This is a genomic window from Diaphorobacter sp. C33, from assembly GCF_030503915.1.
In the GTDB taxonomy this organism is placed as follows: domain Bacteria; phylum Pseudomonadota; class Gammaproteobacteria; order Burkholderiales; family Burkholderiaceae_C; genus Diaphorobacter; species Diaphorobacter nitroreducens.
On the sequence record NZ_CP129980.1, the window covers coordinates 137128 to 162470 of the forward strand.

General features: G+C 68.1%; 25 protein-coding genes and 1 tRNA gene. 9 read left to right on the forward strand and 17 right to left on the reverse strand.

The window, feature by feature from the left end; genetic code table 11:
• The first annotated feature begins 13 nt into the window (after positions 1-13).
• From folE to QY917_RS00685, 4 genes are all read left to right on the forward strand, one after another.
• A complete protein-coding gene (gene folE / locus QY917_RS00670; protein WP_011804323.1) occupies positions 14-739 on the forward strand; it encodes a GTP cyclohydrolase I in 726 nt (241 codons plus the stop codon).
• 3 nt (positions 740-742) lie between these two features.
• The gene (locus QY917_RS00675) at positions 743-1165 is read left to right on the forward strand and encodes a BLUF domain-containing protein (RefSeq protein WP_011804324.1); all 423 of its coding nucleotides are present in this window, start codon (positions 743-745) and stop codon (positions 1163-1165) included.
• A 220-nt stretch (positions 1166-1385) separates the two neighbouring features.
• Positions 1386-2267 (forward strand): EamA family transporter, encoded by an 882-nt coding sequence (locus QY917_RS00680; RefSeq protein WP_123675072.1) that lies wholly within the window; start codon positions 1386-1388, stop codon positions 2265-2267.
• A gap of 273 nt (positions 2268-2540) precedes the next feature.
• Complete coding sequence (locus QY917_RS00685; RefSeq protein ID WP_123675073.1) at positions 2541-3359, forward strand: DUF429 domain-containing protein; 819 nt, start codon at positions 2541-2543, stop codon at positions 3357-3359.
• Here the strand turns inward: QY917_RS00685 and QY917_RS00690 are convergent.
• Positions 3349-4035 carry a hypothetical protein gene (locus QY917_RS00690; RefSeq protein ID WP_123675074.1) on the reverse strand — a complete coding sequence of 229 codons (687 nt, stop codon included), beginning with the start codon at positions 4033-4035 and terminating at the stop codon, positions 3349-3351. The two genes, QY917_RS00685 and QY917_RS00690, sit on opposite strands and share 11 nt — an antisense overlap.
• 75 nt (positions 4036-4110) lie before the next feature.
• Positions 4111-4722, reverse strand: a complete 612-nt coding sequence (locus tag QY917_RS00695; protein WP_012655788.1) for a hypothetical protein — start codon at positions 4720-4722, stop codon at positions 4111-4113.
• 129 nt (positions 4723-4851) lie between these two features.
• On the opposite strand from QY917_RS00695, the gene QY917_RS00700 reads away from it, so the two are divergent.
• Positions 4852-5508, forward strand: coding sequence for a LysE family translocator (locus tag QY917_RS00700; RefSeq protein ID WP_123675075.1), 657 nt, complete (start codon positions 4852-4854; stop codon positions 5506-5508).
• Between the two features lie 66 nt (positions 5509-5574).
• On the opposite strand, the gene QY917_RS00705 is transcribed toward QY917_RS00700, so the two are convergent.
• The 6 genes from QY917_RS00705 to QY917_RS00730 all read right to left on the reverse strand — a co-directional run bounded on the left by QY917_RS00705 (position 5575) and on the right by QY917_RS00730 (position 12360).
• Complete coding sequence (locus tag QY917_RS00705) at positions 5575-6978, reverse strand: amidase (RefSeq protein ID WP_123675076.1); 1404 nt, start codon at positions 6976-6978, stop codon at positions 5575-5577.
• Between the two features lie 103 nt (positions 6979-7081).
• On the reverse strand, positions 7082-8572 hold the full coding sequence (locus QY917_RS00710) for an ABC transporter substrate-binding protein (RefSeq protein WP_123675077.1): 1491 nt from the start codon (positions 8570-8572) through the stop codon (positions 7082-7084).
• Between the two features lie 98 nt (positions 8573-8670).
• Positions 8671-9528, reverse strand: coding sequence for an ATP-binding cassette domain-containing protein (locus tag QY917_RS00715; protein ID WP_123675078.1), 858 nt, complete (start codon positions 9526-9528; stop codon positions 8671-8673).
• On the reverse strand, positions 9525-10529 hold the full coding sequence (locus tag QY917_RS00720; RefSeq protein ID WP_123675079.1) for an ABC transporter ATP-binding protein: 1005 nt from the start codon (positions 10527-10529) through the stop codon (positions 9525-9527). Before QY917_RS00720 ends, QY917_RS00715 begins: the two co-directional genes overlap by 4 nt.
• A complete protein-coding gene (locus QY917_RS00725; RefSeq protein ID WP_011804334.1) occupies positions 10526-11401 on the reverse strand; it encodes an ABC transporter permease in 876 nt (291 codons plus the stop codon). Before QY917_RS00725 ends, QY917_RS00720 begins: the two co-directional genes overlap by 4 nt.
• On the reverse strand, positions 11398-12360 hold the full coding sequence (locus QY917_RS00730) for an ABC transporter permease (protein WP_012655792.1): 963 nt from the start codon (positions 12358-12360) through the stop codon (positions 11398-11400). Before QY917_RS00730 ends, QY917_RS00725 begins: the two co-directional genes overlap by 4 nt.
• 175 nt (positions 12361-12535) lie before the next feature.
• Between QY917_RS00730 and QY917_RS00735 the strand changes: the two genes are divergently transcribed.
• Positions 12536-12793 carry a YfhL family 4Fe-4S dicluster ferredoxin gene (locus QY917_RS00735; protein WP_012655793.1) on the forward strand — a complete coding sequence of 86 codons (258 nt, stop codon included), beginning with the start codon at positions 12536-12538 and terminating at the stop codon, positions 12791-12793.
• Between the two features lie 63 nt (positions 12794-12856).
• On the opposite strand, the gene pth is transcribed toward QY917_RS00735, so the two are convergent.
• The 7 genes from pth to QY917_RS00770 all read right to left on the reverse strand — a co-directional run bounded on the left by pth (position 12857) and on the right by QY917_RS00770 (position 18710).
• Complete coding sequence (gene pth / locus QY917_RS00740) at positions 12857-13492, reverse strand: aminoacyl-tRNA hydrolase (RefSeq protein WP_123675080.1); 636 nt, start codon at positions 13490-13492, stop codon at positions 12857-12859.
• A gap of 134 nt (positions 13493-13626) precedes the next feature.
• Positions 13627-14253 (reverse strand): 50S ribosomal protein L25/general stress protein Ctc, encoded by a 627-nt coding sequence (locus tag QY917_RS00745; RefSeq protein WP_011804338.1) that lies wholly within the window; start codon positions 14251-14253, stop codon positions 13627-13629.
• 153 nt (positions 14254-14406) lie between these two features.
• Positions 14407-15372: a ribose-phosphate pyrophosphokinase gene (locus QY917_RS00750; RefSeq protein WP_011804339.1), complete on the reverse strand. Its 966-nt coding sequence runs from the start codon at positions 15370-15372 to the stop codon at positions 14407-14409.
• A 47-nt stretch (positions 15373-15419) separates the two neighbouring features.
• A tRNA-Gln gene (locus QY917_RS00755) sits at positions 15420-15496 on the reverse strand.
• A gap of 41 nt (positions 15497-15537) precedes the next feature.
• On the reverse strand, positions 15538-16389 hold the full coding sequence (gene ispE / locus QY917_RS00760) for a 4-(cytidine 5'-diphospho)-2-C-methyl-D-erythritol kinase (protein ID WP_123675081.1): 852 nt from the start codon (positions 16387-16389) through the stop codon (positions 15538-15540).
• 9 nt (positions 16390-16398) lie between these two features.
• Positions 16399-16914 (reverse strand): lipoprotein insertase outer membrane protein LolB, encoded by a 516-nt coding sequence (locus tag QY917_RS00765; protein ID WP_123675082.1) that lies wholly within the window; start codon positions 16912-16914, stop codon positions 16399-16401.
• On the reverse strand, positions 16911-18710 hold the full coding sequence (locus tag QY917_RS00770) for a tetratricopeptide repeat protein (RefSeq protein WP_123675083.1): 1800 nt from the start codon (positions 18708-18710) through the stop codon (positions 16911-16913). The genes QY917_RS00765 and QY917_RS00770 overlap by 4 nt, the downstream gene beginning before the upstream one ends.
• Before the next feature lie 29 nt (positions 18711-18739).
• Between QY917_RS00770 and mutM the strand changes: the two genes are divergently transcribed.
• From mutM to mutY, 3 genes are all read left to right on the forward strand, one after another.
• On the forward strand, positions 18740-19555 hold the full coding sequence (mutM, locus tag QY917_RS00775; protein ID WP_123675084.1) for a bifunctional DNA-formamidopyrimidine glycosylase/DNA-(apurinic or apyrimidinic site) lyase: 816 nt from the start codon (positions 18740-18742) through the stop codon (positions 19553-19555).
• 93 nt (positions 19556-19648) lie between these two features.
• On the forward strand, positions 19649-21631 hold the full coding sequence (locus QY917_RS00780) for a dynamin family protein (RefSeq protein WP_012655799.1): 1983 nt from the start codon (positions 19649-19651) through the stop codon (positions 21629-21631).
• Complete coding sequence (gene mutY, locus QY917_RS00785; RefSeq protein ID WP_123675085.1) at positions 21628-22701, forward strand: A/G-specific adenine glycosylase; 1074 nt, start codon at positions 21628-21630, stop codon at positions 22699-22701. The genes QY917_RS00780 and mutY overlap by 4 nt, the downstream gene beginning before the upstream one ends.
• A gap of 110 nt (positions 22702-22811) precedes the next feature.
• On the opposite strand, the gene rapZ is transcribed toward mutY, so the two are convergent.
• Positions 22812-23675: an RNase adapter RapZ gene (gene rapZ, locus QY917_RS00790; RefSeq protein WP_123675086.1), complete on the reverse strand. Its 864-nt coding sequence runs from the start codon at positions 23673-23675 to the stop codon at positions 22812-22814.
• A gap of 3 nt (positions 23676-23678) precedes the next feature.
• Positions 23679-25343, reverse strand: a complete 1665-nt coding sequence (gene recN / locus QY917_RS00795; protein ID WP_123675087.1) for a DNA repair protein RecN — start codon at positions 25341-25343, stop codon at positions 23679-23681.

Here is a 25343-nt window from a genome sequence, read left to right on the forward strand (position 1 = left end):
GTACCATGCCGCCATGTCTTCAGAACCCCCAGCACCCCTGAGCGGCGCCGCGCCCGACGAGGGCACGCCCGTCTCCGTCAAGATTCGCGAACGGCTGAACGCGGCGCGCCGGCGCTTCCATGCCAACGACAACATTGCGGAGTTCATCCAGCCCGGCGAGCTGGAGCGCCTGCTGGACGAGGTCGAGGCCAAGATGCAGGGCGTCCTCGACAGCATGGTCATCGACACAGCGGGCGACCACAACACGCAGGCCACGGCGCGCCGGGTGGCCAAGATGTACCTCAACGAGGTCTTCAAGGGCCGCTACGTGCAGCCGCCGGCGATCACCGAGTTTCCCAACGCCGAGCACTTGAACGAGCTGATGATCGTCGGCCCCGTCACCGTGCGCAGCGCCTGCAGCCACCACTTCTGCCCGGTGATCGGCAAGATCTGGATCGGCGTGCTGCCCAACGAGCACACCAACGTGATCGGCCTGTCCAAGTACGCGCGCCTCGTGGACTGGGTCATGGGGCGTCCCCAGATCCAGGAGGAGGCCGTGGTGCAACTGGCCGACCTCATCATGGAAAAGACCCAGCCCGACGGGCTGGCCATCGTCATGGAGGCCAGCCACTTCTGCATGTCCTGGCGCGGTGTGCGCGAGATGGACAGCAAGATGATCAACTCGGTGATGCGCGGGGTGTTCCTCACCAACCCCACGCTGCGCCGCGAATTCCTGGCCCTCATTCCCCGAAGGAGCTGACCCATGCTGGTCCGTCTTCTCTACGTCAGCCGTGCCGTCGATACCTCGTCCGAGGCCATCGAGGCCATCCTCACCCAGTCGCGCCAGCACAACCCCGCCAGTGGCATCACGGGCGTGCTGTGCTACGGCGGCGGCATCTTCCTGCAGGCTATCGAAGGCGGGCGCTCGGCCGTCAGCGACCTGTACGGCCACATCCAGCGCGACCCGCGCCACAAGGACGTGGAATTGCTGGCCTTCGAGGAAATCACCGAGCGTCGGTTTGGCGGCTGGACCATGGGCCAGGTCAACCTGACCAAGCTCAACCACTCCATCGTGCTCAAGTATTCCGAGCGGCCCGAGTTCGACCCCTATGCAGCCTCGGGCAAGGTGTCGTTCGCGCTGCTCGAAGAACTCATGGCCACGGCCAGCATCATCGGCCGGGCCTGAGGGTGGACAGCCCCCTGAGCAGCTTGCGCCGCTGTCCCCGACTCCCGCGCGACGTGCGGGACGGGGGCGCCGTCAGTATGGCGGGGCGGTGGGGCCGGTCCAGGCACTTGCTGGGCGGCTCCCGTCTGGCGCGTTCTGGTGCCGCCGTGGCGCACTGATGCCGCCGACCACCTCCTGAACGCCGCAGCCGGCCGCGAGGCGCTGCGGCGGCGGGCCCTTCATGTCGCTCAACGCCTTCGCACTCATCCTCCTCGCCGGCCTGATCCACGCCGGCTGGAACATCGCCGCCAAGAAGGCCGGCGGCGATGCGCGTTTCGCCTTCTTCACCTCGGTGCTCATGATGCTGGTGTGGGCACCGTTGGGCTGGTGGCTTGGGCGTGACGCCGTTCCGCTGTGGGGCGCGCGCGAGTGGGCCATCGTGGCCCTGAGCGGCGTGCTGCACGTGCTGTACTACGTGATCCTGCTGCGCGGCTACCGCAAGGCCGACCTCACCGTGGTCTACCCCCTGGCGCGGGGCACGGGGCCGCTACTGACCGCGCTGGTGGCCGTCACGCTGCTGGGCGAGCGGCTGTCCGCCTGGGGCGTGCTGGGCATCGCGGCGGTGGTGGGCGGCGTCTTCCTGATTGCGGGCGGCCCCGGGCTGTTGCGCGCGGCGCACGATCCCCACGCGCGCCTGCGGGTGCACGCGGGCCTGCGCTACGGCGTGCTGACCGGCATCTTCATCGCCAGCTATACCGTGGTGGATGGCTACGCCGTCAAGGCCATGCTGCTGTCGCCCGTGCTGGTGGACTACATGGGCAACTTCGTGCGCGTGGCAGTGCTCGCCCCCGTGGCCCTGCGCAACCGCGCCGAGACGGCGCGCCTGTGGGCCGGGCAGTGGCGCTTTGCGCTGCTGGTGGCCGTGGTGAGCCCGATCGCCTACGTGCTGGTGCTGTTTGCCATGCAGGAGGCGCCCATGGCCCACGTGGCGCCGGCGCGCGAGGTCTCCATGCTGTTCGCGGCGCTCATCGGCGGGCACCTGCTGGACGAGGGCGACCGCGCCGCGCGCTTGGCGGGGGCGCTGCTGATTGCCGCCGGCGTGGTGGCGCTGGCGCTGGGCTAGGGACTGTTCACACTGTTTTTGCCAGATGCGTTGCGATCAAAAGGGGCCAGGCGCAAGGCGCCAAACGAAGCTGGGGTGTGACCCCAGCGCGGCTTGGCAACGCCGCGAATGTCCCCTTTTGATCGCAACCCGAAGGGACCGGAGTGAGAACCGCGCCACGCGTCCTTGCCCTCCTAGCCAAGGCCCCGGCCTTGGCGTCGTCACGCGCCTATATTGGCGCGGTTTTCACGCCCTTCGCACTGGCAAAAATAGTGTGAACAGGCCCTAGCTGCAATGCTGCTGGTAGGGTGCGATTTTTCCAGCAGTCCCAGCCGGGGCAAGCCCATCGTGCTGGCGCTGGGCGCGCTGCAGGGCGGCAGCGTGGTGCTGCAAGACCTGCAGCCGCTGGATACGCTCGCCGCCTTCGGCCGATGGCTGGCCGCGCCGCGCGCGTGGGTGGGCGGCTTCGATCTGCCCTTCGGCCTGCCCCGCGAACTGCTCACCGGACTCGGCTGGCCGCTCGAATGGGCGCGCAGCATCGCGCACTACCGCGGCCTCACGCGCGCGCAAGTGCGTGAGACCTTTGCCGCGTTCTGCGCCGCGCGCCCTGCCGGCGCCAAGCTGGCCCACCGCGCCACGGACCGTCCCGCGGGCTCCAGCCCGTCGATGAAATGGGTGAACCCACCCGTGGCCTACATGCTGCACGCGGGCGTGCCGCTGCTGCTGGAGGCGGGTGTGCACCTGCCTGGCCTGCATGCCGGGGACCCGCGGCGCGTGGCGCTGGAGGCCTACCCCGGCCTGCTGGCGCGCGAGCTGATCGGGCGGTGCAGCTACAAGAGCGACGCGCGTGCGCGCCAGACGGCCGACCGGCACGCGGCGCGCACGGAACTGCTGCGCCGCCTGGAGTGCGGCGACACCCGCCTGGGCCTGCGCCTGACAGTGGATGCCGCGCAGCGCACGGCACTGCTGGACGATGGTAGCGGCGACCGCCTGGATGCGGTGCTGTGCCTGCTGCAGGCCGCATGGGCATGGCGCTGCCGGCAGCAGGGCGACCTGCGCTACGGCCTGCCGCCCGACATGGACCCGCTGGAGGGCTGGATCGTCACGGCGTAACGTCTGGTGGAGCAGGTGCCGCGTCCAGCTCCACCCAGCCTGCGCCGCATTGCACATGCGCGCCGCCATGCCGCGCCAGGCAGAGCAGCGCAGCGGCATCCAGTGGCGGGACTGGCTGGGAGGCGAATGCCGCCAGGCCGGCGTCCGCCTGTCCGTCCGCCTGCACCCGCAGGCCGCTGCGGCCTTGCACGGCCTGCAGCGTGATGCGTGCGGGAGGCGGGGAGCCCGTTTCCGCCAGGTGATAGAGGGCGCCCAGCAGCAGGCACAGGGTGGTGTGTGCCGCGACGGGCGTCTCGGGCAACGGGCCGGGCGCTTGCAGGTCGGTGCCGCGCATGGCCAGCAGCGGCCGGGCCAGCTGAACCGCCTGGGCGGCCACGGCCGCCAGGGGCTGAGCGCTGTCCTGCGCGGGCAGGTCCCAATGGCGCAGGCGCTTGGCACTGTCGGCCAAGCGGGTCAGGTGGCCTTCGAACTGCTCCACCCGCTCCACTGCCTGTGCGGGCGGCAACTCTCCCGTACCGAGCCGGCGTTTGAGCACGGTGGCCGCCATGCGCATGGCCGACAGCGGCCCCGCCAGGTCGTGCCGCACGGCGGGCATGGTGCGCGCAAGGATGGCGCTTTGCACGCCCAGCGCCATCCAGGCCTGGACGGGATCGTTGTCGGTGGGGAGGGTATTCATGGGCTGGCTGATTGGAACCGGGCGCCGGCGCCGGCAGGGTAGGACGGGGGCGCGAGTTGCCGCGCCCGCCGCGCTTCAGCGCGCTGGGCCGGTCAGGGCGAGGTAGGCGGCGCGCGTTTCCGGCGAAACCGCAGCCACCAGCTGGGCGTGCGGCGTCTGGTGGCGCGCCAGCGTGCGGGCCGATGCCACGGTCTTGGACTTGCAGAACCAGTGGCAGGTGTGCTGCATCAGCAGCAGCTCGGCCGTCATGGTGAAGGCCTTGTCGCGCGGCGACAGGCCGGCGTCGTTGCGCGCCACGCGGGCGATGCCGCGCGCGTGCACGTCAATGGCCTCGCGCATGTCGAAGGTGGCGCCGGGCAGCAACTGCGTGGCAAACGGCAGGCCCAGCGCCAGGCGGCTCGCGCGCGCCAGCGGTGCGGGCACGCGGCGGAAGTCTGCCGCAAAGCGCTCAAACTGTTCGCTCAACTGTGCCTCGCTGCTGGCCAGCAGGTTCAGCACCTGCTGGCGGCGCTCGGGGTCCTGTTCGCCCATGGCGCGCAGGTAGCCCTGGGTCAGTGTCTCCATGAGCCGTTCGATCTGGTAGGGCTGCAGATGCTGCGCCAGCAGCACGATGCGCCGGCGCTGCTGCTGGGTGTTGAGCATGTAGGCGCCGGTGGCCGCGAGGGCCACCACGAATAAAAGGTCCATGGCAGACAAGTCCGTGAAAAGCGGGCGAAACCGTCGATTGTCGTGCCTGCGCACGCGGCCGCCGTGTGCGCGGTGCAGAATGGTGCGCCGCCGCTCCGGCGGTTCTCTGTCCCACCCTCAGACCGTCCCATGCCCTCGATCGAAACCCTTGTCGCGTTCTTTGGTGTTTCCGTGCTGCTGGCGCTTACGCCGGGGCCCGACAACCTGTGCGTGCTGCTGCAGTCGGCCCAGCGCGGCTGGCGCGCGGGCATGTGCGTGGTGCTGGGGCTGTGCCTGGGGCTGGTGGGGCACACCACGGCCGTGGCGCTGGGACTGGCGGCCGTGTTTGCCGCGTCGGCCGTGGCGTTCACGGTGCTCAAGTTCTGCGGCGCCGCCTATTTGGCCTATCTGGCCTGGGGGGCGTTGCGGGCGCCGGCCAGCGTACCCGAGGAGGCGCCCGCTACGGGCGCGGCGATGGCGCCGGGCGCCCGCGTGCCTGGTGGTGCACTGCGCATGGTGGGGCGCGGTGTGGTGATGAACCTGACCAACCCCAAGGTGCTGATCTTCTTCCTGGCCTTCCTGCCGCAGTTTGCCGACCCCGCGCGCGGCGGCATGGCGCGGCAGATCCTGGTGCTGGGGGTAGTGTTCATGCTGGCCACGTTCCTGGTGTTCGGGGCCATCGCATGCTTCAGCGGGGCGTTCGGCGCGCTGCTGCAGCGCTCGGCGCGCGCGCAGCGCATGCTCAACCGCGTGGCGGGCCTGGTGTTCCTGGGCCTGGCCGTGCGGTTGGCCACAGCCGAGCGCTGATACTTCACTTTTTATAGCTGCTAGCGCTTGTATATCAAGCGCTGGAGGCCATTTTGGTTTGTGTCTTTAAGGCGTGGGCGGCGCGGGCCAGGGCCGCTGCGCGCCGCGCAACTGCTCGAAGGCGTGGGCCAGTTGCAGTACGCCCAGGTCGTCAAAGCGCTGTCCGGCAATCTGCAACCCGATGGGCAGGCCGCTGGCGCTGTAGCCGCAGTTGACCGACGCTGCCGGCTGCTCCGACATGTTGAACGGCACGGTGAAGGCAATGTGCTCCAGCGGCCGCAGCGGGTCGTCGGTGGGCGAGGGCAGCTCGGCCGCGAAGGCGGTGATGGGCGCCACGGGCGAAAGCACATAGTCGTACCCCGCGCAGGCGCGCACCGTGGCTACGCGCGTGGCGTGGAACTGCTGGCTGGCCTCGTACACCTGGGCCGCGCTGAGCGTGGCGGCGCTATCCGCCCAGGCGCGGATGTAGGGCAACACCTTGCCCCGCTGCTCGACGGTGAGCGTGCGCATGTCCATGTGCGAGCGCATGCGCCAGAAGTGGTCCATGCCGTCCAGCATGGCGCGCGTGAGGAACGGCTCCATGGGCTCGACGATGGCGCCCGCGTCGGCCAGGCGCTGCGCGGCGGCCTGCACGGCGGCGCGCACCTCGGGATCGGTGGCCAGGCCGCAGCCCGCGTCCAGCAGCAGCCCCAGGCGCAGGCCGTGCAGGCGCTGCGTGCCGGGTGCAAGCTGTCGCCAGTCGATGGGCTGTGCTGGCAGGCTCATGCTGTCGCGCGCGTCGGGCTGCGACAGCACCTGCATCATCAGCGCGGCGTCCTCCACGCCGCGCGTCATGGGGCCGGCCGCGCGGCCGGTGTAGGGCGGATCGATGGGAATGCGGCCCAGGCTGGGCTTGAGCGTGAAGATGCCGCACCAGCTGGCCGGCAGGCGCAGCGAGCCGCCGATGTCCGTACCCACGTGCAGCGGCCCGTAGCCCGCCGCCGCCGCCGCGCCCGCACCGGCGCTGGAGCCGCCTGGGCCCTTGGACAGGTCCCAGGGGTTGCGCGCCAGCGGATGAAAGCTCGACAGCCCCGAGGACAGCATGCCGTAGTCGGGCATGGTGGTCTTGGCCAGCAGCACCGCGCCTGCCTCGCGCAGACGGGCTGCAGGCGGTGCGTCGGCCGCGGCGGGCACCAGAGGGAGCGCCGCGGTGCCCAGCGGTGTGGGATCGCCCTGTGTAGCGATGTTGTCCTTGAGGGTGACCGGCACGCCGTCCAGCGGGCCGCAGGGGGCGCCGCGCAGCCAGCGGGCCTCGCTCTGGCGGGCCTGGGCCAGTGCAGCCTCGGGGCGCAGCAGGTAGGTGGCCTGCAGGTGGGGCTCCCACCGCGCGACGTGGCTGAGCACGTCGAGCAACGCGTCTACCGGAGAGATCTGGCGGCTGCGGTAGCCGGCGAGCAGTTCGCTGGCGGACAGCTCGTGCAATTGCGTCATGGCGATCCTTGTGTCATCGCGGAGGCGGTGTGGAGAGAACGGCTGTTCCACCCGGGCGGAAGTGGCCGTGCCGAGGGGGCTGGCGCTACCACGCGCCAGCTCCTTATGCCCAGTGCAATGCCGCCAGGTCGTTGACGAACACCGGCATGTCCTTCCACAGACCGCGCAATTGCTTGTGGGCCACGGTGACCCATTGCGGCTGGTACAGGAAGGCGTGCACCGCGTCCTCGGCCAGCAGGCGCTGCGCGTCGCCCAGCAGGCGGGCGCGGTCGGCGGGGCGCGCGGCGTTCTGGATCTTCTCGTACAGCGCGTCGAACTGTTCGGAGTGGTAGCCCCAGTAGTAGTCCGGCTTGGCGAAATTGCCCAGGTCGAAAGGCTCCACGTGCGAGATCAGCGTCAGGTCGTAGTTCTTGTTGCCGTAGGTGCCGCTGAGCCATTGGGCCCACTCCACGTTCTGCAGCTTGGCAACGATGCCCACCTTGGCGAGCTGTGAGGCAATGAGCTCGCCGCCCTGGCGTGCGTAGGGCGCCGGCGGCAGCGTCATGGTGAGGGTGAGGGGTGTCTTCACGCCGGCCTCGGCCAGCAGGCGCTTGGCCTTCTCCACGTCATGCGGATTGATGCCCGTGGTGTCCACATAGCCGAAGGCGCCGGGCACGTAGTGGCTGCCGATAGGCACGCCCAGGCCGTCGGCCGCGCCCTGGATGATGGCCTTGCGGTCGATCGCTACGGCGATGGCGCGGCGCACGCGCACGTCGTTCAAGGGCTTGCGCGCGTTGTTGATCGCGAGGATGGTCTTGGCGCGCGAGCCGCTCACCACCACCTGAAAGCGCGGGTTGTTCTTGAACTGCGCCATGCTGCGCGGCGTGACGCGCGGGAAGGCGTCCACGTCGCCCGCCAGCAGCGCGGCCACCTGCGCCGCCGCATCGGGAATGAAGCGGAACGTGGCGCGGCGGATGCGGATGCTGGACGGCTGGCGCCACCCCGGCCATGCGGCCAGCGTGATGGAGGCGCCGCGGCTCCAGCCGGCGAGCTTGTAGGGCCCCGTGCCCACGGGCTTGGTGGCGTTGGTGGCGGCGCTCTTGGGTTCCACGATGATGGCCGTGGCCTGGCCCAGCACGAACAGCAGGTCGGGGTCGATGTCCTTGTTGAGCACCACCACGGTGTACTCGTCCACCGCCTGCGTGCTCAGGTTGGCAAAGCTGCGCTTGTCCTTGTTGGTGCTCTTGTCGCCGCCCGCGCGGTCGAAGGAGAACTTCACGGCCGCGGCATTGAGCGGCTCGCCGTTGTGAAAGGTGACGCCCTTGCGCAGGCGGAAGGTGTAGGTCTTGAGGTCGGGCGAGACCTCCCAGCTCTCGGCCAGCAGCGGCGAGACGCTGCCGTCCGGGTTGATCTTGGTGAGCGTCTCGTAGATGTTGTAGAGCGTGACCTCGGCAATCGAGGACGCCGCGCCGGCCGTGGGGTCCAGCCCCGGCGGCTCCAGGGCGAGGGCCAGGGTCACGGCGTCCTTCTTGCCCTGCGCCAGCGCGTGCAGCGGCGTGGCCAGCGCGGCGGTGGCCAGGGCGCCGGAGGCGAGGGCGGTGCGGCGGGTGAACATGGGCGGGATCTCCTTGGACGGGTGGAATGCGTGCGGCGGGCTGTGCGCTGCTTTTTACTACAGGGCGCGGCCGGGCGTGGCGGGCGGGCGCCGTGCGGCTAGAGCGCGATGCGTGGCACCGCGGCCACCAGCGCCTGCGTGTAGGGGTGTTGCGGCGTGCTGAACAGTGTGTGCGGCGCGCCGCGCTCCACCACGCGCCCCTCGTACAGCACCAGCACCTCGTCGCACAGGTGCTGCACCACGGCCAGGTCGTGGCTGATGAGCAGGTAGGTGACGCCCAGGCGCTCCTGCAGGTCCTGCAGCAGGTTCAGTACCTGGGCCTGCACGGACACGTCCAGCGCGCTCACGGGCTCGTCGGCCACGATGAGGCGCGGCCGCGTGATGAGCGCGCGCGCGATGGCGATGCGCTGGCGCTGGCCGCCCGAGAATTCATGCGGGTACTTGTGCGCATCGCCCGCCCGCAGGCCCACCTGCTGCAGCACGGCGGCGGCCTGCTCGCGCAGTTCGGCGCGTGTGGTATGGCCCAGGACCTGCAGCGGCTCGGTGACGATGCGCTCCACCGTCTGGCGCGGGTCCAGCGAGCCGTAGGGGTCCTGGAACACCATCTGGAAGTCGCGCCGTGCGGCGCGCAGCGCGTGCGCGGGCAACCGGTGCAGGTCGCGCCCCAGCAGGTGCACGCTGCCGGCGCTGGGCGTGTCCAGCGCCATCACCAGGCGCGCCAGCGTGGACTTGCCCGAGCCCGATTCACCCACCACGCCCAGGCTGCGGCCGGTGGTGATGTCCAGGTCCACACCCCGCAGCGCCTGCACCTGCGCGCGCGGCCCCCACGGCCGTGTGCGGGGCAGCGGATAGTCCCGCTGCAGGCCGCGTACGCGCAAAAGGGGTGCATTTGGGTCGAAATGGCCTGTAGCGCTTGTAGGGAAAGCGCTGGCAGCTATTGAATTGATAGTGTTCACGCGCTCTCCCCCAGCCGTATGCAGCGCGCCATGTGGCCCGGGCCCAGCGCCGTGGCGGGCGGCAGGGCGGCGTGGCAGTCGGGCACGGTGAGCGGGCAGCGTCCGGCGAACGGGCAACCCGGCGGCAGATCGGCCAGGTCGGGCACGGTGCCAGCGATCGTGGGCAGGCGTGCACCGGGCACGCGTGCGGAGCCCCACTGTGGGCGTGCGGCGAACAGGCCGCGGGTGTAGGGATGGGCCTGCGTGCGGAAGACTTCGCGCGTGGGGCCGGCCTCGACCACCGTGCCGCCATACATCACCAGCGTGCGCTGCACGTTCTGCGCGATCACGCCCAGGTCGTGCGAGATGAGGATCAGCGCCATGCCTCGCTCGGCCACCAGACCCTGGATCAACTCCAGGATCTGGCGTTGCAGCGTCACGTCCAACGCCGTGGTGGGCTCGTCGGCAATCAGGAGCTGCGGACCGCACGCCAGCGCCATGGCGATGGTGATGCGCTGGCGCTGCCCGCCCGAGAACTGGTGCGGGTAGGCGTCCAGCCGCTGCGCGGCCTGTGCGATGCCCACACGTTCCAGCAACGCAACGGCCTCGGCACGCGCCTGCCGGTCGGACAGGCCGCGGTGCAGGCGCAGCGGCTCGGCCACCTGCCGCCCGATGGTGTGCACGGGGTTGAGCGCGGTCATGGGTTCCTGGAACACCATGCCGATGCGGTCGCCGCGCAGCCGGCACCACTGGGGCTCGGTCATCGGCAGCAGTTCCTGCCCGTCCAGGCGGATGCGGCCCTGCACGCGCGCGCCTTCAGGCAGCAGGCCCATGAGTGCGAGCGCGGTAAGGGACTTGCCGCAGCCCGATTCGCCGATCAGCCCCAGCGTGGCGCCGGGCTGCAGGGCGAAGTCCACGTCATGCACGGCGCGCACCGGGCCGCGCGGCGTGCGCAGCGTGATGGCCAGTTGCTGCACGTCCAGCAATGGCGCAGGGGAGGGAGGTGCGTGCGCTGGTGTCATCGCTGGCGGGACAGTCGGGGGTCCAGCAGGTCGCGCAGCCCGTCGCCCAGCAGGTTCAGGCCCAGCACCGCCAGCGCAATCGCCACGCCCGGCCACACGGCCAGCAGCGGCGCCTGGAACATGAGGGTCTGGGCCTCGGCCAGCATGCGTCCCCACGACGGTTGCGGGGGCTGCGTGCCCAGGCCCAGGTACGAAAGCGCGGCCTCGGCGAGGATCGCCAGCGCGAACTGGATCGTGGCCTGCACGATGAGCACGGAAGCGATGTTGGGCAGCACATGCTCGAAGGTGATACGCCATGGGCCCTTGCCGCAGGCGCGCGCCGCCAGGATGTATTCACGCGCCCACACCGCCTTGGCCGATGCGCGCGTGACACGGGCAAAAGTCGGTATGTAGAAGATGCCGATGGCGATGATGGCGTTCACCATGCCGGGGCCGAAAACGGCCGTGAGCATGATGGCCAGCAGCAGCGCGGGGAACGCGAAGGTGAAGTCCGCCAGGCGCATGACGGCTTCCTCCACCCAGCCGCCGCGCGCCGCTGCCAGCAGCCCCAGCGCGGCGCCCAGCGCCAGGCCGATGCCCACGGCAATCACGCCCACCGCGATGGACGCGCGCGCGCCCACGAGCAGCTGCGAGGCCACGTCGCGCCCGTAGGCGTCGGTGCCCAGCCAGTGCTGCGCGCCGGGGGGCTGCAGGGCGGCATCCATCGCCATCTCATAAGGCGGCCATGGCGTCCAGACGAAGGAGAGCAGGGCGGAGAGCACCAGCGCCAGCGTGAGCACGGCACCGATCGCGCAGCTGGGGTGGCGCAGCGCACGGCGCCAGAACGCCGGCGTGTGGGGGCTGGGCGCGGGGAAGGTCGGCAGCGCGCTCATAGACCGCGGGCCTTTACGCGCGGGTCGATGGCCGCGTACAGCAGGTCCACCACGAAGTTCACCACCACCACCATGGCCGCCAGCAGCATCACGCAGTTGCGCACCACCACCAGGTCGCGGTTGGCGATGGACTGGAAGATCAGCCGGCCCAGCCCGGGCAGGTAGAACACGTTCTCCACCACGATGGTGCCGGCCAGCAGGTTGGCGAACTGCAGGCCCATCACCGTCACCACGGGGATCATGGCGTTGCGCAGCACATGGCCCCACAGCGCCGCGCGTTGCGAGAGCCCCTTGGCGCGCGCCGTGCGCACGAAGTCCTCGCGCAGCACGTCCAGCACGGCGGAGCGCGTGATGCGCGCCAGGATGGCGGCCTGCACCACGGCCAGGGCCACGGCGGGCAGCAGCAGGGCCTGCAGCGCGGGCAGCACGCCGCCGCCGGCTTCGGCGCTCCAGCCGGGAAAGCCCCCGGCCGAGAACCATTGCAGCTGTACCGAAAACAGCAGGATCAGCAGGATGGCAAACCAGAAGTTGGGAATGGCAATGCCCAGTTGCGCCAGCCCCATCACTCCCCAGTCGCCCAGGCGGTTGTGGCGCGATGCCGCATACACGCCAGCGGCCAGCGCCAGCGCGGTGGTCAGCAGCATGGCCAGCAGGGCCAGCGGAATGGTCAGCGCCAGGCGCTCGCCGATCAGGTCGGCCACGGGCGCGCTGTAGGCATGGCTGTCCCCTAACTGGCCCGTGAGCAGTCCACCCAGCCACTGCCCATAACGCACGAGCGCGGGTTGGTCCAGGCCCAGCCGGGCGGCGAGCTCGGCCACGGCCTCGGGTGCGGCGTCAGGCCCCAGCAGCACTTCGGCCGCGTTGCCCGGCAGGACCTCCAGCACCACGAACACCACGGCCGACGCGCCCAGCAGCGTGGCGATCAAAGTGGCGAGGCGTTGGAGGAAGAACAGGGCCATGGGAGTGAAGGCCGCGGCGCGCGGCCGGGGCGGTGGTGGACCGAGCATAGGACAAAAACCGCGGGCGCATGGCGGCCATCCCCACGGGGGCACAGGGGTGGGCGGATAATTGCAGGATGCTGTTCACCGCCCGCCTGTCACCGCATTGCGCCATGTGCCGCAAGGGAGTTGCGCCATGGCGTTGATGATCACGGACGAGTGCATCAACTGCGACGTGTGCGAGCCCGAATGCCCCAACGAGGCCATCTTCCTGGGCCAGGAGCATTACGAGATCGAGCCCTCCAAGTGCACCGAATGCGTGGGCCATTTCGATGAGCCCCAGTGCGTGGCCATCTGTCCCGTGGCCTGCATTCCGGTCAACCCGGCTCACCAGGAAAGCCGCGAGACGCTGTGGCAGAAGTTCCAGCGCCTGAAGCCACCGAAAGTGGCTTGAACTTGGAGGCTTTTGGGCCGCTAGCGCTTATCTGGTAAGCGCTACCAGCTATCAAAACAATAGTTAATCTGGGCCCGCTTGTGGTGCGGCCTGCGCCTGGGCGGGGCGTGTGGCCTTGGGGCGCGGCGGCTTGGTGGTGTGCACGAGGAGCGTGGCCTTGTCCATGTCGCCGGCCAGCAGGGCAGGGTAGGCCTTGAGCGAATGAAGGATGCTGTCCTCGATCAGCGTGCGCTGGTCGGGCGCGGGCTTCTTGAGCACCCAGTTCACCACCTCCGCTTTCACGCCGGGGTGGCCGATGCCGATGCGCAGCCGCCAGTAGTCGCTGGTGCCCAGTTGCGCGTGGATGTCACGCAGCCCGTTGTGGCCTGCGTGGCTGCCGCCGCGCTTGAGCTTGGCCTGTCCGGGCGGAATGTCCAATTCGTCGTGTGCGACGAGGATTTCCTCCGGCGGAATCTTGAAGAAGCGCGCAAGGGCCGCCACCGACTTGCCTGAGAGGTTCATGAAGGTCTGCGGCTGCAGCAGCCAGACGCTGTGGCCGGCAACGCTGGCGCGCGCGACCAGGCCGTGGTAGCTGCGCTCGGGGACCAGGGTGACCTTGAGTTCGCGCGCCAGCGCGTCGATCCACCAGAACCCCGCGTTGTGGCGTGTGGCCTCGTACTCCGGGCCGGGGTTGCCCAGGCCCACAAACAGTTTGATCATGTTGCGATTATCCGGCGCGCCTGAAGCGGCGCGACGTGCGCCTGCAGGGGGCCACAAAACGCCAACGGCCCACGCGAGGTGGGCCGTTGAGAGGCAAGAGGCCGCCCCTGAGGGCGACGGCCCGGCAGAAGTGCTTACTTCTTGCCCTTCTTGGCGGGTGCGGCTGCGGGTGCTGCGGCTGCGGTCGCGTCGGCCACCACTTCGGGCAGCTTGATCGACACCAGGGCGGGGTTCTTGTTGGAACCACGCACCACGGCCTTCACGCCGTGGGGCAGCTTCACGGACTGCAGGCCCATGGTGGACTTGGAGGTCAGGCCGCTCAGGTCCACCTTGATGAACTCGGGCAGTTGCGCGGGCATGCACATCACGTCCAGTTCATGGATCAGCGGGGTCACCGTGCAACCTTCCACCTTCACGGCCTGCGAGCCTTCGACGCCTTCGAAGTGCAGCGGCACCTTCAGGTGCACGCGGGTCTTCTCGTCCACGCGTTGGAAGTCCACGTGCAGCACTTGCTGCTTGAAGGGGTGGTACTGCACGTCACGCAGCAGCACCTTGGTGACTTGGCCGTTCAGCTCCATGTCCAGGATGCTGGAGTGGAACGCTTCCTTCTTGAGGGCGTGCCACAGGGCGTTGTGATCGATCTCGATCAGCTGGGGCTCGGCGGAGCCACCATAGACGATGCCGGGGGCCTTGCCCGAAATGCGCAGACGGCGGCTCGCACCCGTACCTTGCTTGGCGCGCTCAAAAGCGACGAATTGCATGTTTGAACTCCTGAAGGGGCCGGCCGCGACCAGCCTGGCCCTGTTGATAAAGACCGCACGCCACCATGGCATGGGCCCGTGCTGTCTCCGAACAAGCAAGCCTCCCGAAGGAGGCTTGGGGCTGTGACACCTCCGCCAGCGGCGGAGCGATCATCAAGCCTGGTCGGAGAACAGGCTCATCACCGACTCACCCTTGGCAATGCGCTGGATCGTTTCGGCGATCAGCGGCGCCACGGAGAGCTGGCGAATCTTGGAACACCCCTTGGCGGCATCGCTCAGGGGGATCGTGTTGGTCACCACCACTTCATCGAGGGCCGTGCCTTGCGCGATGCGCTCGATGGCCGGGCCCGAGAAAATGGGATGCGTGCAATAGGCGTAAACGTTCTTGGCGCCGCGTTCCTTGAGCACTTCGGCGGCCTTCACCAGCGTGCCGGCGGTGTCGATCATGTCGTCCATGATCACGCAGTTGCGGCCTTCGATGTCGCCGATCACGTGCATGACTTCCGACACGTTCGCCTTGGGGCGGCGCTTGTCGATGATGGCCAGATCGGTGCCGAGCTGCTTGGCCAGGGCGCGTGCACGCACCACGCCGCCCACGTCCGGGCTCACCACGATCAGGTTCTCGTACTTCTTCTGGTTCAGGTCACCCAGCAGCACCGGCGACGCGTAGATGTTGTCCACCGGAATGTCGAAAAAACCTTGGATCTGGTCGGCATGCAGGTCCATGGTCAGCACGCGGGCGACGCCCACTGCCTGCAGCATGTTAGCCACCACCTTGGCGGAGATCGGAACGCGTGTGGAACGCGGACGGCGGTCCTGGCGAGCGTAACCAAAGTAGGGAATCACGGCGCTGATGCGTTCGGCCGAGGCGCGCTTGAGCGCGTCGACCATGATCAGCAGTTCCATCAGGTTCTCGTTCGTCGGCGCGCAGGTCGACTGCACCACGAATACATCGCGAGCGCGGACGTTTTGCTTGATTTCGACGGTGACTTCGCCGTCGGAGAACCGGCCCACATCAATGGCGCCGAGAGTGGTGCCAAGATTTTGAGCGATCTCGGCAGCCAATCCAGGGTTGGCATTGCCCGTGAAAACCACGAAGTCGGGGGGATTGGTTTGCATGAGCGACTCAGCCGTCTGAATTTAAATCCCGTGTGGGAAATAATCTTTGGCAGGGGAGGAAGGACTCGAACCCTCGCATGCCGGAATCAAAATCCGGTGCCTTAACCAACTTGGCGACTCCCCTACGCAGGTCAGCTGTCTTGCGTCAGCTCACCCAGTATCTTTTCATCCAAAAACCCAATCCGCTAGCGGATGAGACTTTAGATTTTCACACACTTTGACATGCCATGCAGCGGGTGCATCGTACAGATCGACAGCATGTGTGATTTGTGCAAACACCGCACTTCCAGAGCCTGTCATGCGTCCTTGCAACCCTTTTGATTCAAGCCAATTGATGGCTTGCGTAATCTCGGGGCACAAGGCCTGTGCGACTGGCTGCAGGTCATTACTTCCAAATTGGTAGTGTGTTGCAGCAAAGCCTGAAATTGTAGCACAACTCGAATCACGTTTAAGGGAGGGATTCGAAAAAATCATTCTCGTATCCAGCCCCGCTTCGGGCTTGACCACCGCGAAAGCCGCAGGCGGAAGTTGGTGCTCCAACTCAAGAGGGCGAATTATGTCACCAATTCCCTCGACCCAGGCGCTTGCGCCGCACAAAAAAAACGGAACATCGGCGCCCAGCGTCAGGGCGATGGAGTGCAACTGCTGCCGAGACAGTTTCAACTTCCACAGGCGGTTGAGCGCCAGCAACGTGCTGGCCGCGTCCGAAGATCCGCCACCCAAGCCGGCTTGTGCGGGGATGTGTTTAGAGACGCCGATATGTACCCCTTGCGGGCAACCGGTGGCCTTTTGCAGCGCACGTGCGGCGCGCACGACCAGATCGTCCGCAGGCAGGGCGCTGGTAAGGTCTTCACGTGTGACGGCCCCATTGCCGCGCACCTCGAAATGCAGAACATCGCACCAATCGATCAACATGAAGACCGACTGCAGCAGGTGATAGCCATCGGGCCTGCGACCCGTGACATGCAGAAACAGGTTCAGTTTGGCCGGCGCCGGCACGTCGTACAGGGCTTGCATGGAAAGCGGTCAGAGGCTCAAGACAATGCGCAGCGTAGTGCGAGGCAGCGGCTGCTCGCGCGTGGCCGACAAGCGCCCCTGCTGCAGGGCATCGAGGTTGGTGCGCCAGCCGGCGACTTGGAGGGCTTCGCCCTTCAGCCAGCTGAAAAGCGCGTAAATGGGTAGGTCGCTGCCGGTCAGGTCAAGTACCAGGGTCTGCAGCGAGGCAGCCTCCCTGCGTTCCTGCCCCTGGACCAGCACGGCGCGATGCGGAGTCCATTCCACACGCGCGATGATGTTGCCCAGCGGGTTGATCAGAGTGAGCTCTCCCGCAGAGGGGTGGCCCTTCAATTCAAAACCGGCACTGAAGGATTGGCCTGCATCGTCTTCCACCTGAACGGCCAGCCGGCCCGACCAGTGGTCCGGGCTGGCATCCGCAGGGCGTGGCGGCTGCGCGCAGGCGACCAGGGTTGCCGCTGCAACGATCCCGAGCACCAGCCGGCCGCGCAGAGGGCGGTGGTCAGCCGCCAGTTGCGGCTGGCTCACAGACGCACTCCCAGCCGGTCGAGCGTGCCCTTGAGTGTGTCGTTGTCTTTGTTGATACGCAGGCCCTCGCGCCAGATGTCACGCGCGCGGTCATGTTCTCCCAGAGACCACAGAACTTCGCCGATGTGGGCCGCTATCTCTGCGTCCGGTTGTGTTTCGTAGGCGCGTTTCAGGATGGTCAGCGCTTCCTGGCGGTTGCCCAGGCGGAATTCCACCCAGCCCAGACTGTCGGTGATGAACGGATCGTTCGGTGCAAACTCAAGCGCTTTGACGATGAGCGCCTTAGCTTCCTCCAGCCGTACGCCCCGCTCTGCGAGGGAAAAACCCAGGGCATTGAGTGCGTGGTGGTAGTCGGGTTGGCGGGCGATGATGGCGCGCAAGAGGCGTTCCATGTCGTCGAGGCGGCCCGCCTTTTCCGCCAGCATGGCTTGGTCGTAGGCGAGGTCGTTGTCCGCGGGCGCCAGCGCTACGGCCTTGCCGAGGACCGTGTAGGCCTGTGCATATTGTTTTGCTTCGCGCAGCAACTGGGCTTCGGCCTGCAACTTGAGGCGTTCCTGATCCGGTGTGCTTGCGGGCACGGCGCGGATCAATGCGCGCGCCTCTTCCAATTTGCCCTGGCGTGCGAGCAGTGCAGCGCGGCGGCTTTGAGCCGTGAGCAGTTCGGCGGCATCTTCAATGCGCGAAAGCCAACCTTCGGCCCCGGCGTAGTCGCCACGCTTCTCCGCTACTTGCGCGTGCATCAGATATGCCTGGGTGAGCGCGCGCTTGCGTTGGGGCGTGGCGGGCAGGTCTTCGAGCAAGCCGGTAAAACGCCGCAGTGCTTCCTCCGCCTGCTCCAGCCGTCCGCCTTGCAGGTGTAGCGACGCCTGCAACAACCAGGCTTCGGGCATGTCGGCCTGTTCGCGATTGACTGCATCCAGCTGGAACTGTGCGTCGGCCAGGCGCTGAGACTCCAGCAGCAGGCGTGCGTAGGCCATGCGGACTTCGGGCAGGGGCTTGCCGGCCAGGTAACCCGCGAGCAGCGGCTCCGCCTGCGTGACGCCCTCTGCGAGCAGCTCGAGCGCCAGCATGGCGGCGCCATCGTCGGCGGGGTCTTGTGCATGGGCTTGGCTCGCCGCCTCCAGGGCGCCCGCCTTGTCGCTGGCTGCCAGGTCCATGCGCCCCACGGTGGTCCAGGCAATGGGGCCGATGGCCGGGTGGTTCAGTTCTGCCTGCAGGGCCTGGCGCACCACCTGCGCGGCCAGTGCCTTGTCGCTGGCACGGCCATAGAGCTGAGGCAGCGCGCGGATGGTGGATATCTTGTCGCGCGTCGGCGCGGTGCTCAGTTCCCGCTTCAAGGGTTCGGCGCTATCGCCGATGCGATTGAGGGCGACCAGGATGCGCAGCATGTAGCGATTGGCATCGCGCGACTGCGGCAGGGCCTCCTTCCACGCTCGCGCGGCCATCAAGGCGTATTCGCCCGAGCGCGACTGCAGGGCGATCTCGGTGGCGCGGCGGTACAACTGTGGGTCGCCGCTGCGGCGTGCAGCGTCCAGCATCAGGGCATAACCGGTGCCGGGGTCGCCCCGGCTGGTGGTCATCTCGCCCAGCAGCAATTCGTAGAACAGCTCGGCATTCAAGGCGGCTGCATCGTCACTGGCAGCCGCATCGGTATCTTCCAGCTCGGCTGGGGGGGCGGGGACGGTGGACTGGGCAGGCGTCTGGGCCATGGCCGGCAGCATGCTCGCCACAGCCCAACATGCCAGTGCGACAGCCCTGAAACGAAGAGATTGCACCATCGGCCCATAATAATCCATGGCTCTTGAACTTCTTGACGAGTATTGCGATGCCTGAGCTGCCGGAGGTGGAAGTCACGCGGCGCAGCTTCGCGGGCGCGATCGAGGGCGCAACTGTCTGCGGCATTGCGGTGGGCAAGCCCCTGCGCTGGCCACTGGGCATGGAGCCCGCAGTATTGGTCGGACGGCGGGTGTGCGGTGTGCGCCGGCGCGGCAAATACCTGTTGCTGGATCTGGATGAAGGGCTGCTGCTCATTCACCTGGGCATGTCGGGCAGCTTGCGCTTTGCACGCGATCTGCCCGCGCGCGGCGCCCACGACCATTTCGAACTGATAACGGACCAGGGCACGCTGCGGCTGCACGACCCGCGGCGCTTCGGCGCCGTGGTCTGGGCGGCGGGTGAGTCCGATCCCCGTGCACGCAAGCTGCTCGATGGGTGGGGATTGGAGCCGCTGGGCGAGGACTTCGCCTTCGAGTCCTTCCACGCGGGGCTGCGCGCCAAACGCTCGCCCATCAAGCAACTGCTGCTCGCGGGCACGGTGGTCGTGGGCGTGGGCAATATCTATGCCTGCGAGGTGCTGTTCCTCGCGGGCATCCGGCCAACCACCCGCGCTTGCGCGATCGGACCCCAGCGAGCCCGGCGCCTGCACGGCGCAATCCGCGAGGTGCTGGCGCGCGCGGTGGAGCGGGGCGGCAGCACGCTGCGTGATTTCTCCAGCGCCGACGGCAGCGCCGGGCATTTCCAATTGGAGGCCAATGTCTATGGCCGCGCGGGCCTGCCGTGTCGCCAGTGCGGTACGCCCGTGCGTCTGTTGCGCCAGGGGCAGCGCAGCACCTATTTCTGTCCGCACTGCCAGCGCGCCTGACCGGGCTGCGTGGCGGCGGACCGGCGCAATGGCGATGCTATATTGCGCCATCTCCCGCCCACGCGGGCGCTTGCATTGATATCCGGGAGCAAAGTGGGACCTTCATTCAACGAACAGTTTGACCAGCACGGCGCATGGAGGCGTGCTTTCGCCCAGCAACTCAAGCGCCTGGGGCAATGGATGGGTTCGCACGACCTCATGGACGCGGCTGTGGAGGAGCGTCTGCAGCGGCTGGAAGAGCAGGTGCGCAGCGACAAGGTGACTGTCGCTTTTGTGGCGGAGTTTTCGCGCGGCAAGTCCGAGCTCATCAATGCGATCTTCTTCGCCGGCTATGGCCGGCGCATCATGCCGGCCAGTGCGGGGCGCACCACTATGTGTCCGACCGAGCTGGGCTATGAAAACGGCACCGCCCCCAGCCTGCGCCTGCTGCCTATCGACACGCGCATGCAGTCCCTGGGGCTGGCCGAGTGGCGCCTGAAGGCAGACCGCTGGGTGAAGGTGCCGCTGGACATGGACGACCCGGCCCAACTCGCCCAGGCGCTTGAAAAAGTATCGGAAGTGCGCCGCGTGTCCGTGGATGAGGCGCGTGCGCTGGGTTTCTGGAGTGATGAGGCCGCCGACGAGAACCCCGTGCTGGACGCTGCGGGCATGGTCGAGGTGCCGATGTGGCGGCACGCGGTCATCAACATTCCGCATCCGCTGCTCAAGCAGGGGCTCGTGATTCTGGATACGCCGGGCCTGAACGCCGTGGGCGCGGAACCCGAACTCACCATCAACCTCATCCCGCAGGCCCACGCCGTGGTGTTCATCCTGGGCGCGGACACGGGCGTGACGCGCTCGGACCTGACCATCTGGCGCGACCACCTGGGCACGGCTGAAGACGCGACCGATGCGCGGCTGGTGGTGCTCAACAAGATCGACACGCTGTGGGACACGCTCAGTTCCCCGTCGCAAGTGCAAGCGCAGCTGGAGCGCCAGCGCCAGACATCGGCCGAATTGCTGGGCGTGCCGCTCAGCCATGTCGTGCCCGTGTCGGCCCAGAAGGGCCTGGTGGCCAAGATCAACTGTGACGACATCCTGCTGGAGTCCAGCGGGCTGCCGCTGCTGGAGGAAGCGCTGGCCGAGGGCATCATGGGCCGGCGCCAGGCCATCCTGCGGGCCACGGTGGCCAGCGGCGTGGCAAGCCTGCAGTCCGAGACGCGGCGGGTGATCAACATCCGCCGGCGCGATCTGGATGATCAGATGCTGGAGTTGCGCAGCCTGCGCGGCAAGAATGCCTCGGTGATCGACGCCATGCGCGGGCGCATCGAGCAGGAGCAGCAGGAGTTTGAAGCCAGCACGGCCAAGATCCAGGCCGTGCGGGCAGTGCATCTGAAGATGCTGCGCGAGGTGTTCCACCAGCTTGGGCCGCGTTCGCTCAAGGCGCAACTGGTGGAGCTGACCGAGGCGCTGCAGCCCAAGGGGCTCAAGCTGGGCGTGCGCAAGGTATACGGCGACACCTTCGCCAAGGTGCGCACCATCATGGAGGCCGCTCAGTCCACGGGCATCGAGATCCAGGCCATGCTGGGCGGCACCTTCCGCCAGCTCAACACGGAGTTCGGGTTCTCGTTGCAAGTACCTGCGGCGCCCCAATTGGGTAACTATGTGCAGGAGATCGTGGCCATCGAGCAGCGGCACCTGCAATACGTGGGCATGGGCAACACGCTGCGCCTGGCGCAGCCAGAGTTCGCGCAGCGCCTGTTGCGGGCCATGGGCCTGCGCCTGCGCACCGTGTTCGAGTCCGCGGCCAACGAGCTGGAGCTGTGGAGCAAGACGGCCACGGCGCAGTTGGACGCGCAGCTGCGTGAGCGCAAGCGCAGCTTCTCGCGGCGCATCGAGGCGGTGAACCGCATCCAGCAGGCCGCCAACGGGCTGGTGGACCGCATCGCCGAGATCGAAGAGGCCGAGCAGCACCTCGCCGAACTGGAGCAGCGGCTGACCGAGCTGACCTCCGACCTCGTGCGGCAGCCGCAAGCGCCTGAGGGCGTGGACATCGACATACCCCTTACCGAACCCCAGCCGCTCGCGGCGTCATGAGCGGTCCGTCCGCAGAGCTGGCGACCCAGGTGGTGCGCTGGCAGGCAGCGCATGGGCGCAACCACCTGCCTTGGCAGAATACGCGCGATGCATACCGCGTGTGGCTGTCGGAGATCATGCTGCAACAGACCCAGGTGGCCACGGTGCTGGAGTACTACACGCGCTTTCTGGCGCGCTTTCCCGACGTGCGCCAACTGGCTGCTGCGGCGCAAGACGAGGTACTGGCGCTGTGGAGCGGCCTGGGTTACTACAGCCGCGCGCGCAACCTGCACCGCTGCGCCCAGATCGTCGTGCACCAGCACGGCGGGGAATTCCCCCGCACGGTGGATGAGCTGGCGGCCCTGCCGGGCATCGGCCGCTCCACGGCAGGGGCGATAGCCGCTTTCTGCTTCGGCGCACGGGCGCCGATCCTGGATGCCAACGTGCGGCGCGTGCTCACGCGGGTGCTGGGGTTCGGCGCCGACCTGGCCGAGGCGAAGAACGAGCGCGCGCTATGGCAGCAGGCCGAGGCGCTGCTGCCACGGCAGGACCTGTCCCATGCCATGCCGCGCTACACGCAGGGCCTGATGGACCTGGGTGCCGGCATCTGCCTGCCCCGCAACCCCAACTGCCTGCTGTGCCCCTTGCAAGAGGCCTGCGTGGCGCGCCGCGACGGCAACCCGCAGGACTACCCGGTGCGCACGCGCAAGCTCAAGCGCAGCGCGCAGGCCTGGTGGCTGCTGCTGCGCCAGGATGGTGCGGGCCGGCTGTGGCTGGAGCGGCGTCCGCCCGCAGGTATCTGGGCGGGGTTGTACTGTCCGCCGGTCTATGACAGCCGCGCGGCGCTGGACGAGGCGCTGCAGCTGCACGCCAGCTGCGATGCGCGGGATCTGCCGGCCTTCACCCACGTGCTGACGCACCGCGACCTGCACCTGCATCCGGTGCTGGCGCGCGATGCAACGCCGCAGCCGAACGCGCATTGCGCTGAGCAGCAGTCGGGGTGGTTCGCTCCGGCGCAATGGCCGGCGCTGGGGCTGCCCGCGCCCGTGCGCAAGCTGCTCGCCTCCCTTGGGGACGACTGTCAAAAATGAGAGCTGGTAGCGCCCGTAGATAGGCGACTTCCGGTAGAAAACTATTGCAAGTCATTCAATAGCAGGCGCTAGCAGCTACTAAAACAATAGCTGTCACCTAGCGGTGCATGCTAGATGCCGTCGAGCTCGCGGTGGCGGCGCAGCGTATTCCAGCGGCCCTCGAAGCGCGCCGCCAGCTGCTCCACCAGGTAGACGGAGCGGTGCTGTCCTCCCGTGCAACCGATGGCCACGGTCACGTAGCTGCGGTGGTTGTGGGCCAGCGCGTCCAGCCAGTGGTCCAGGAAGTCGCCAATGTGCGCCAGCATCAGCGCTACTTCGGGCTGCTGACGCAGGTAGTCGATGACCGGCGCGTCCTTGCCCGTGAGGGCGCGCAAGAGCGGCTCGTAGTGGGGATTGGGCAGCATGCGCACGTCGAACACATAGTCGGCGTCCATGGAGATGCCGCGCTTGAACGCAAACGACTGGAACACCAGGGTCAGCCGACTCGGCGGCACCGACAGCAGGTCCTTCACATAGCTCAGCAATTGCGCGGACCGCAGGGTGCTGGTGTCGATGACGTGTGCCTGCTCGCGCAGCGGGGCCAGTAGCTCGCGCTCCAACCGCATGGTGTGCAAAAGCGGGCGCGGACCTTCGCGCATCTCGGCCTGGGACAGAGGGTGGCGGCGCCGGGTTTCTGAAAAACGCCGCACCAGCACGTCGTTGGTGGCGTCCAGGAACAGCTGGCGCACCTGCACGCCCTGCTCGCGCAGGCCGGCCAATTGTTGCGGGACCAGGGGCAGGGCGGTGGCGCTGCGCACGTCCATAGCCACGGCAACGCGGTGGCCGTGGTGCGCGTGCTCCAGCTCCACGAAGGAGGTCAAAAGTTCCGGCGGCAGGTTGTCCACGCAGTAGTAGCCCGCGTCTTCGAGTGCATGCAGCGCGACGGACTTGCCCGAGCCGGACATACCGGTGATGACGACGACTTCCAGATCCATGGCTCAGGGTGTGGGTTTGGCGGCGCCCTGCAGCATCTCGCGTGCATGCGCCAGGGTGGTAGGGGACAGACGCTCGCCGCCCAGCATGCGCGCAATCTCGGCCACACGCGCCTCCTCGTTGGCGGCGGCCACGCTGCTGGTGGTGCCCTCGGCGTGCTTGTGTTTGGCCACCACAAGGTGATGGTCCGCGCACGCGGCCACCTGGGGCAGGTGGGTGACGGCCAGTACCTGCCGGGCCGTCCCGAGCTGCTGCATCAGACGGCCCACGGTCTCCGCCACGGCGCCGCCCACGCCCGAGTCCACCTCGTCAAAGATCAGTGTGGGCGCCTCGCCCAGCTCGCTGGTGGTGACCGAGATCGCCAGCGCCATGCGCGACAGCTCGCCCCCCGATGCCACCTTGCCGATGGGCCGCGGCGTCATGCCCGGGTGGCTGCTGACCAGGAAAGCCACCTGGTCGATGCCGTGCGGCCCAGGCTCGGCCTTGTCCAGTTGCACCTCGAAGCGCCCGCCCGCCATGCCCAGGCCCTGCATGGCGCGGGTGATGGCCTGCGCCAGTTGCGGCGCAGCCTTGGCGCGCTTTTGCGACAGGGCGCGTGCGGCCTTCTGGTAAGCGGCGCCATGGGTTTGCTCGGCGGCCTGCAATGCGGCCAGGTCAGTGGCGCTGTCCAAACGCTGCAGCGTGTCCTTCCAGTCTTGCAGCAGCGCGGGTAGTTCGGGTGGGGTGCGCTTGTAGCGGCGCGCGAGCTGCATCCACTGCGATACGCGGGCGTCCAGCTGCTGCAGCCGATCCGGGTCGGGCTCGGCGTGGCGCAGGTAGCTTTGCAGAGAGTGCGCCACATCGCCCGCCTGGGCGATGCAGGAGGTCAGCACCTCATTCATGGTGCGAAACGACGCGTCCACATGCTCGTAGTCCTGCAGCAGGTGCTGTGCCTGCGCCAGGGCCCGCAGCGCGCCGCCCGCGTCTTCGTCCTCCAGCACACTCAGGGCGGCCTGGGCGTTGTCCAGCAGCGACTGGGCGTTGGACAGTCGCGCATGCTCGGCATTGAGTTCCTCCCATTCGCCATCGCGCGGCGCCAGCTTGTCCACTTCGCCGATCTGCCACTGCAGGCGCTCGCGTTCCTGTTGCAGCGTGTCCTGGGCAGCGCGGGCGTGGGTCAGCGCCTGCTGCGCGTCGCGCCAACTCGTCCACAGCGCGGCCAAGGGTTGCACCTGCGCGCCAGCATAGGCGTCCAGCAGGCCGCGCACGGCGTCGGGCCGCGTCAGGCTCTGCCAGGCGTGCTGCCCATGAATGTCCAGCAGATGCTCGCCCACGGCACGCATCTGCGCTGCCGTGGCGGGGATGCCGTTGATCCAGGCGCGGCTCTTGCCTTGCACATCGACGGTGCGGCGCAGCAGCAGCGTGTCGTCGCGCGGAAAGCCCTCCTCGTCCAGCCAGGCTGCCAGCGCGATGGTGCCACCGTCGAATTCGGCGCAGACGTCGGTGCGCTGCGCGCCTTCGCGGATCACACCGGAGTCGGCACGCGCGCCCAGCACCAGTTGCAACGCGTCGATCAGGATGGACTTGCCGGCACCGGTTTCACCGGTGAGCACGGTGAAGCCGGCATGCAGGTCCAGCTCGAGCGATCGCACGATCACGAAATCGCTCAGGGCGATCCGCCTCAGGGCCAT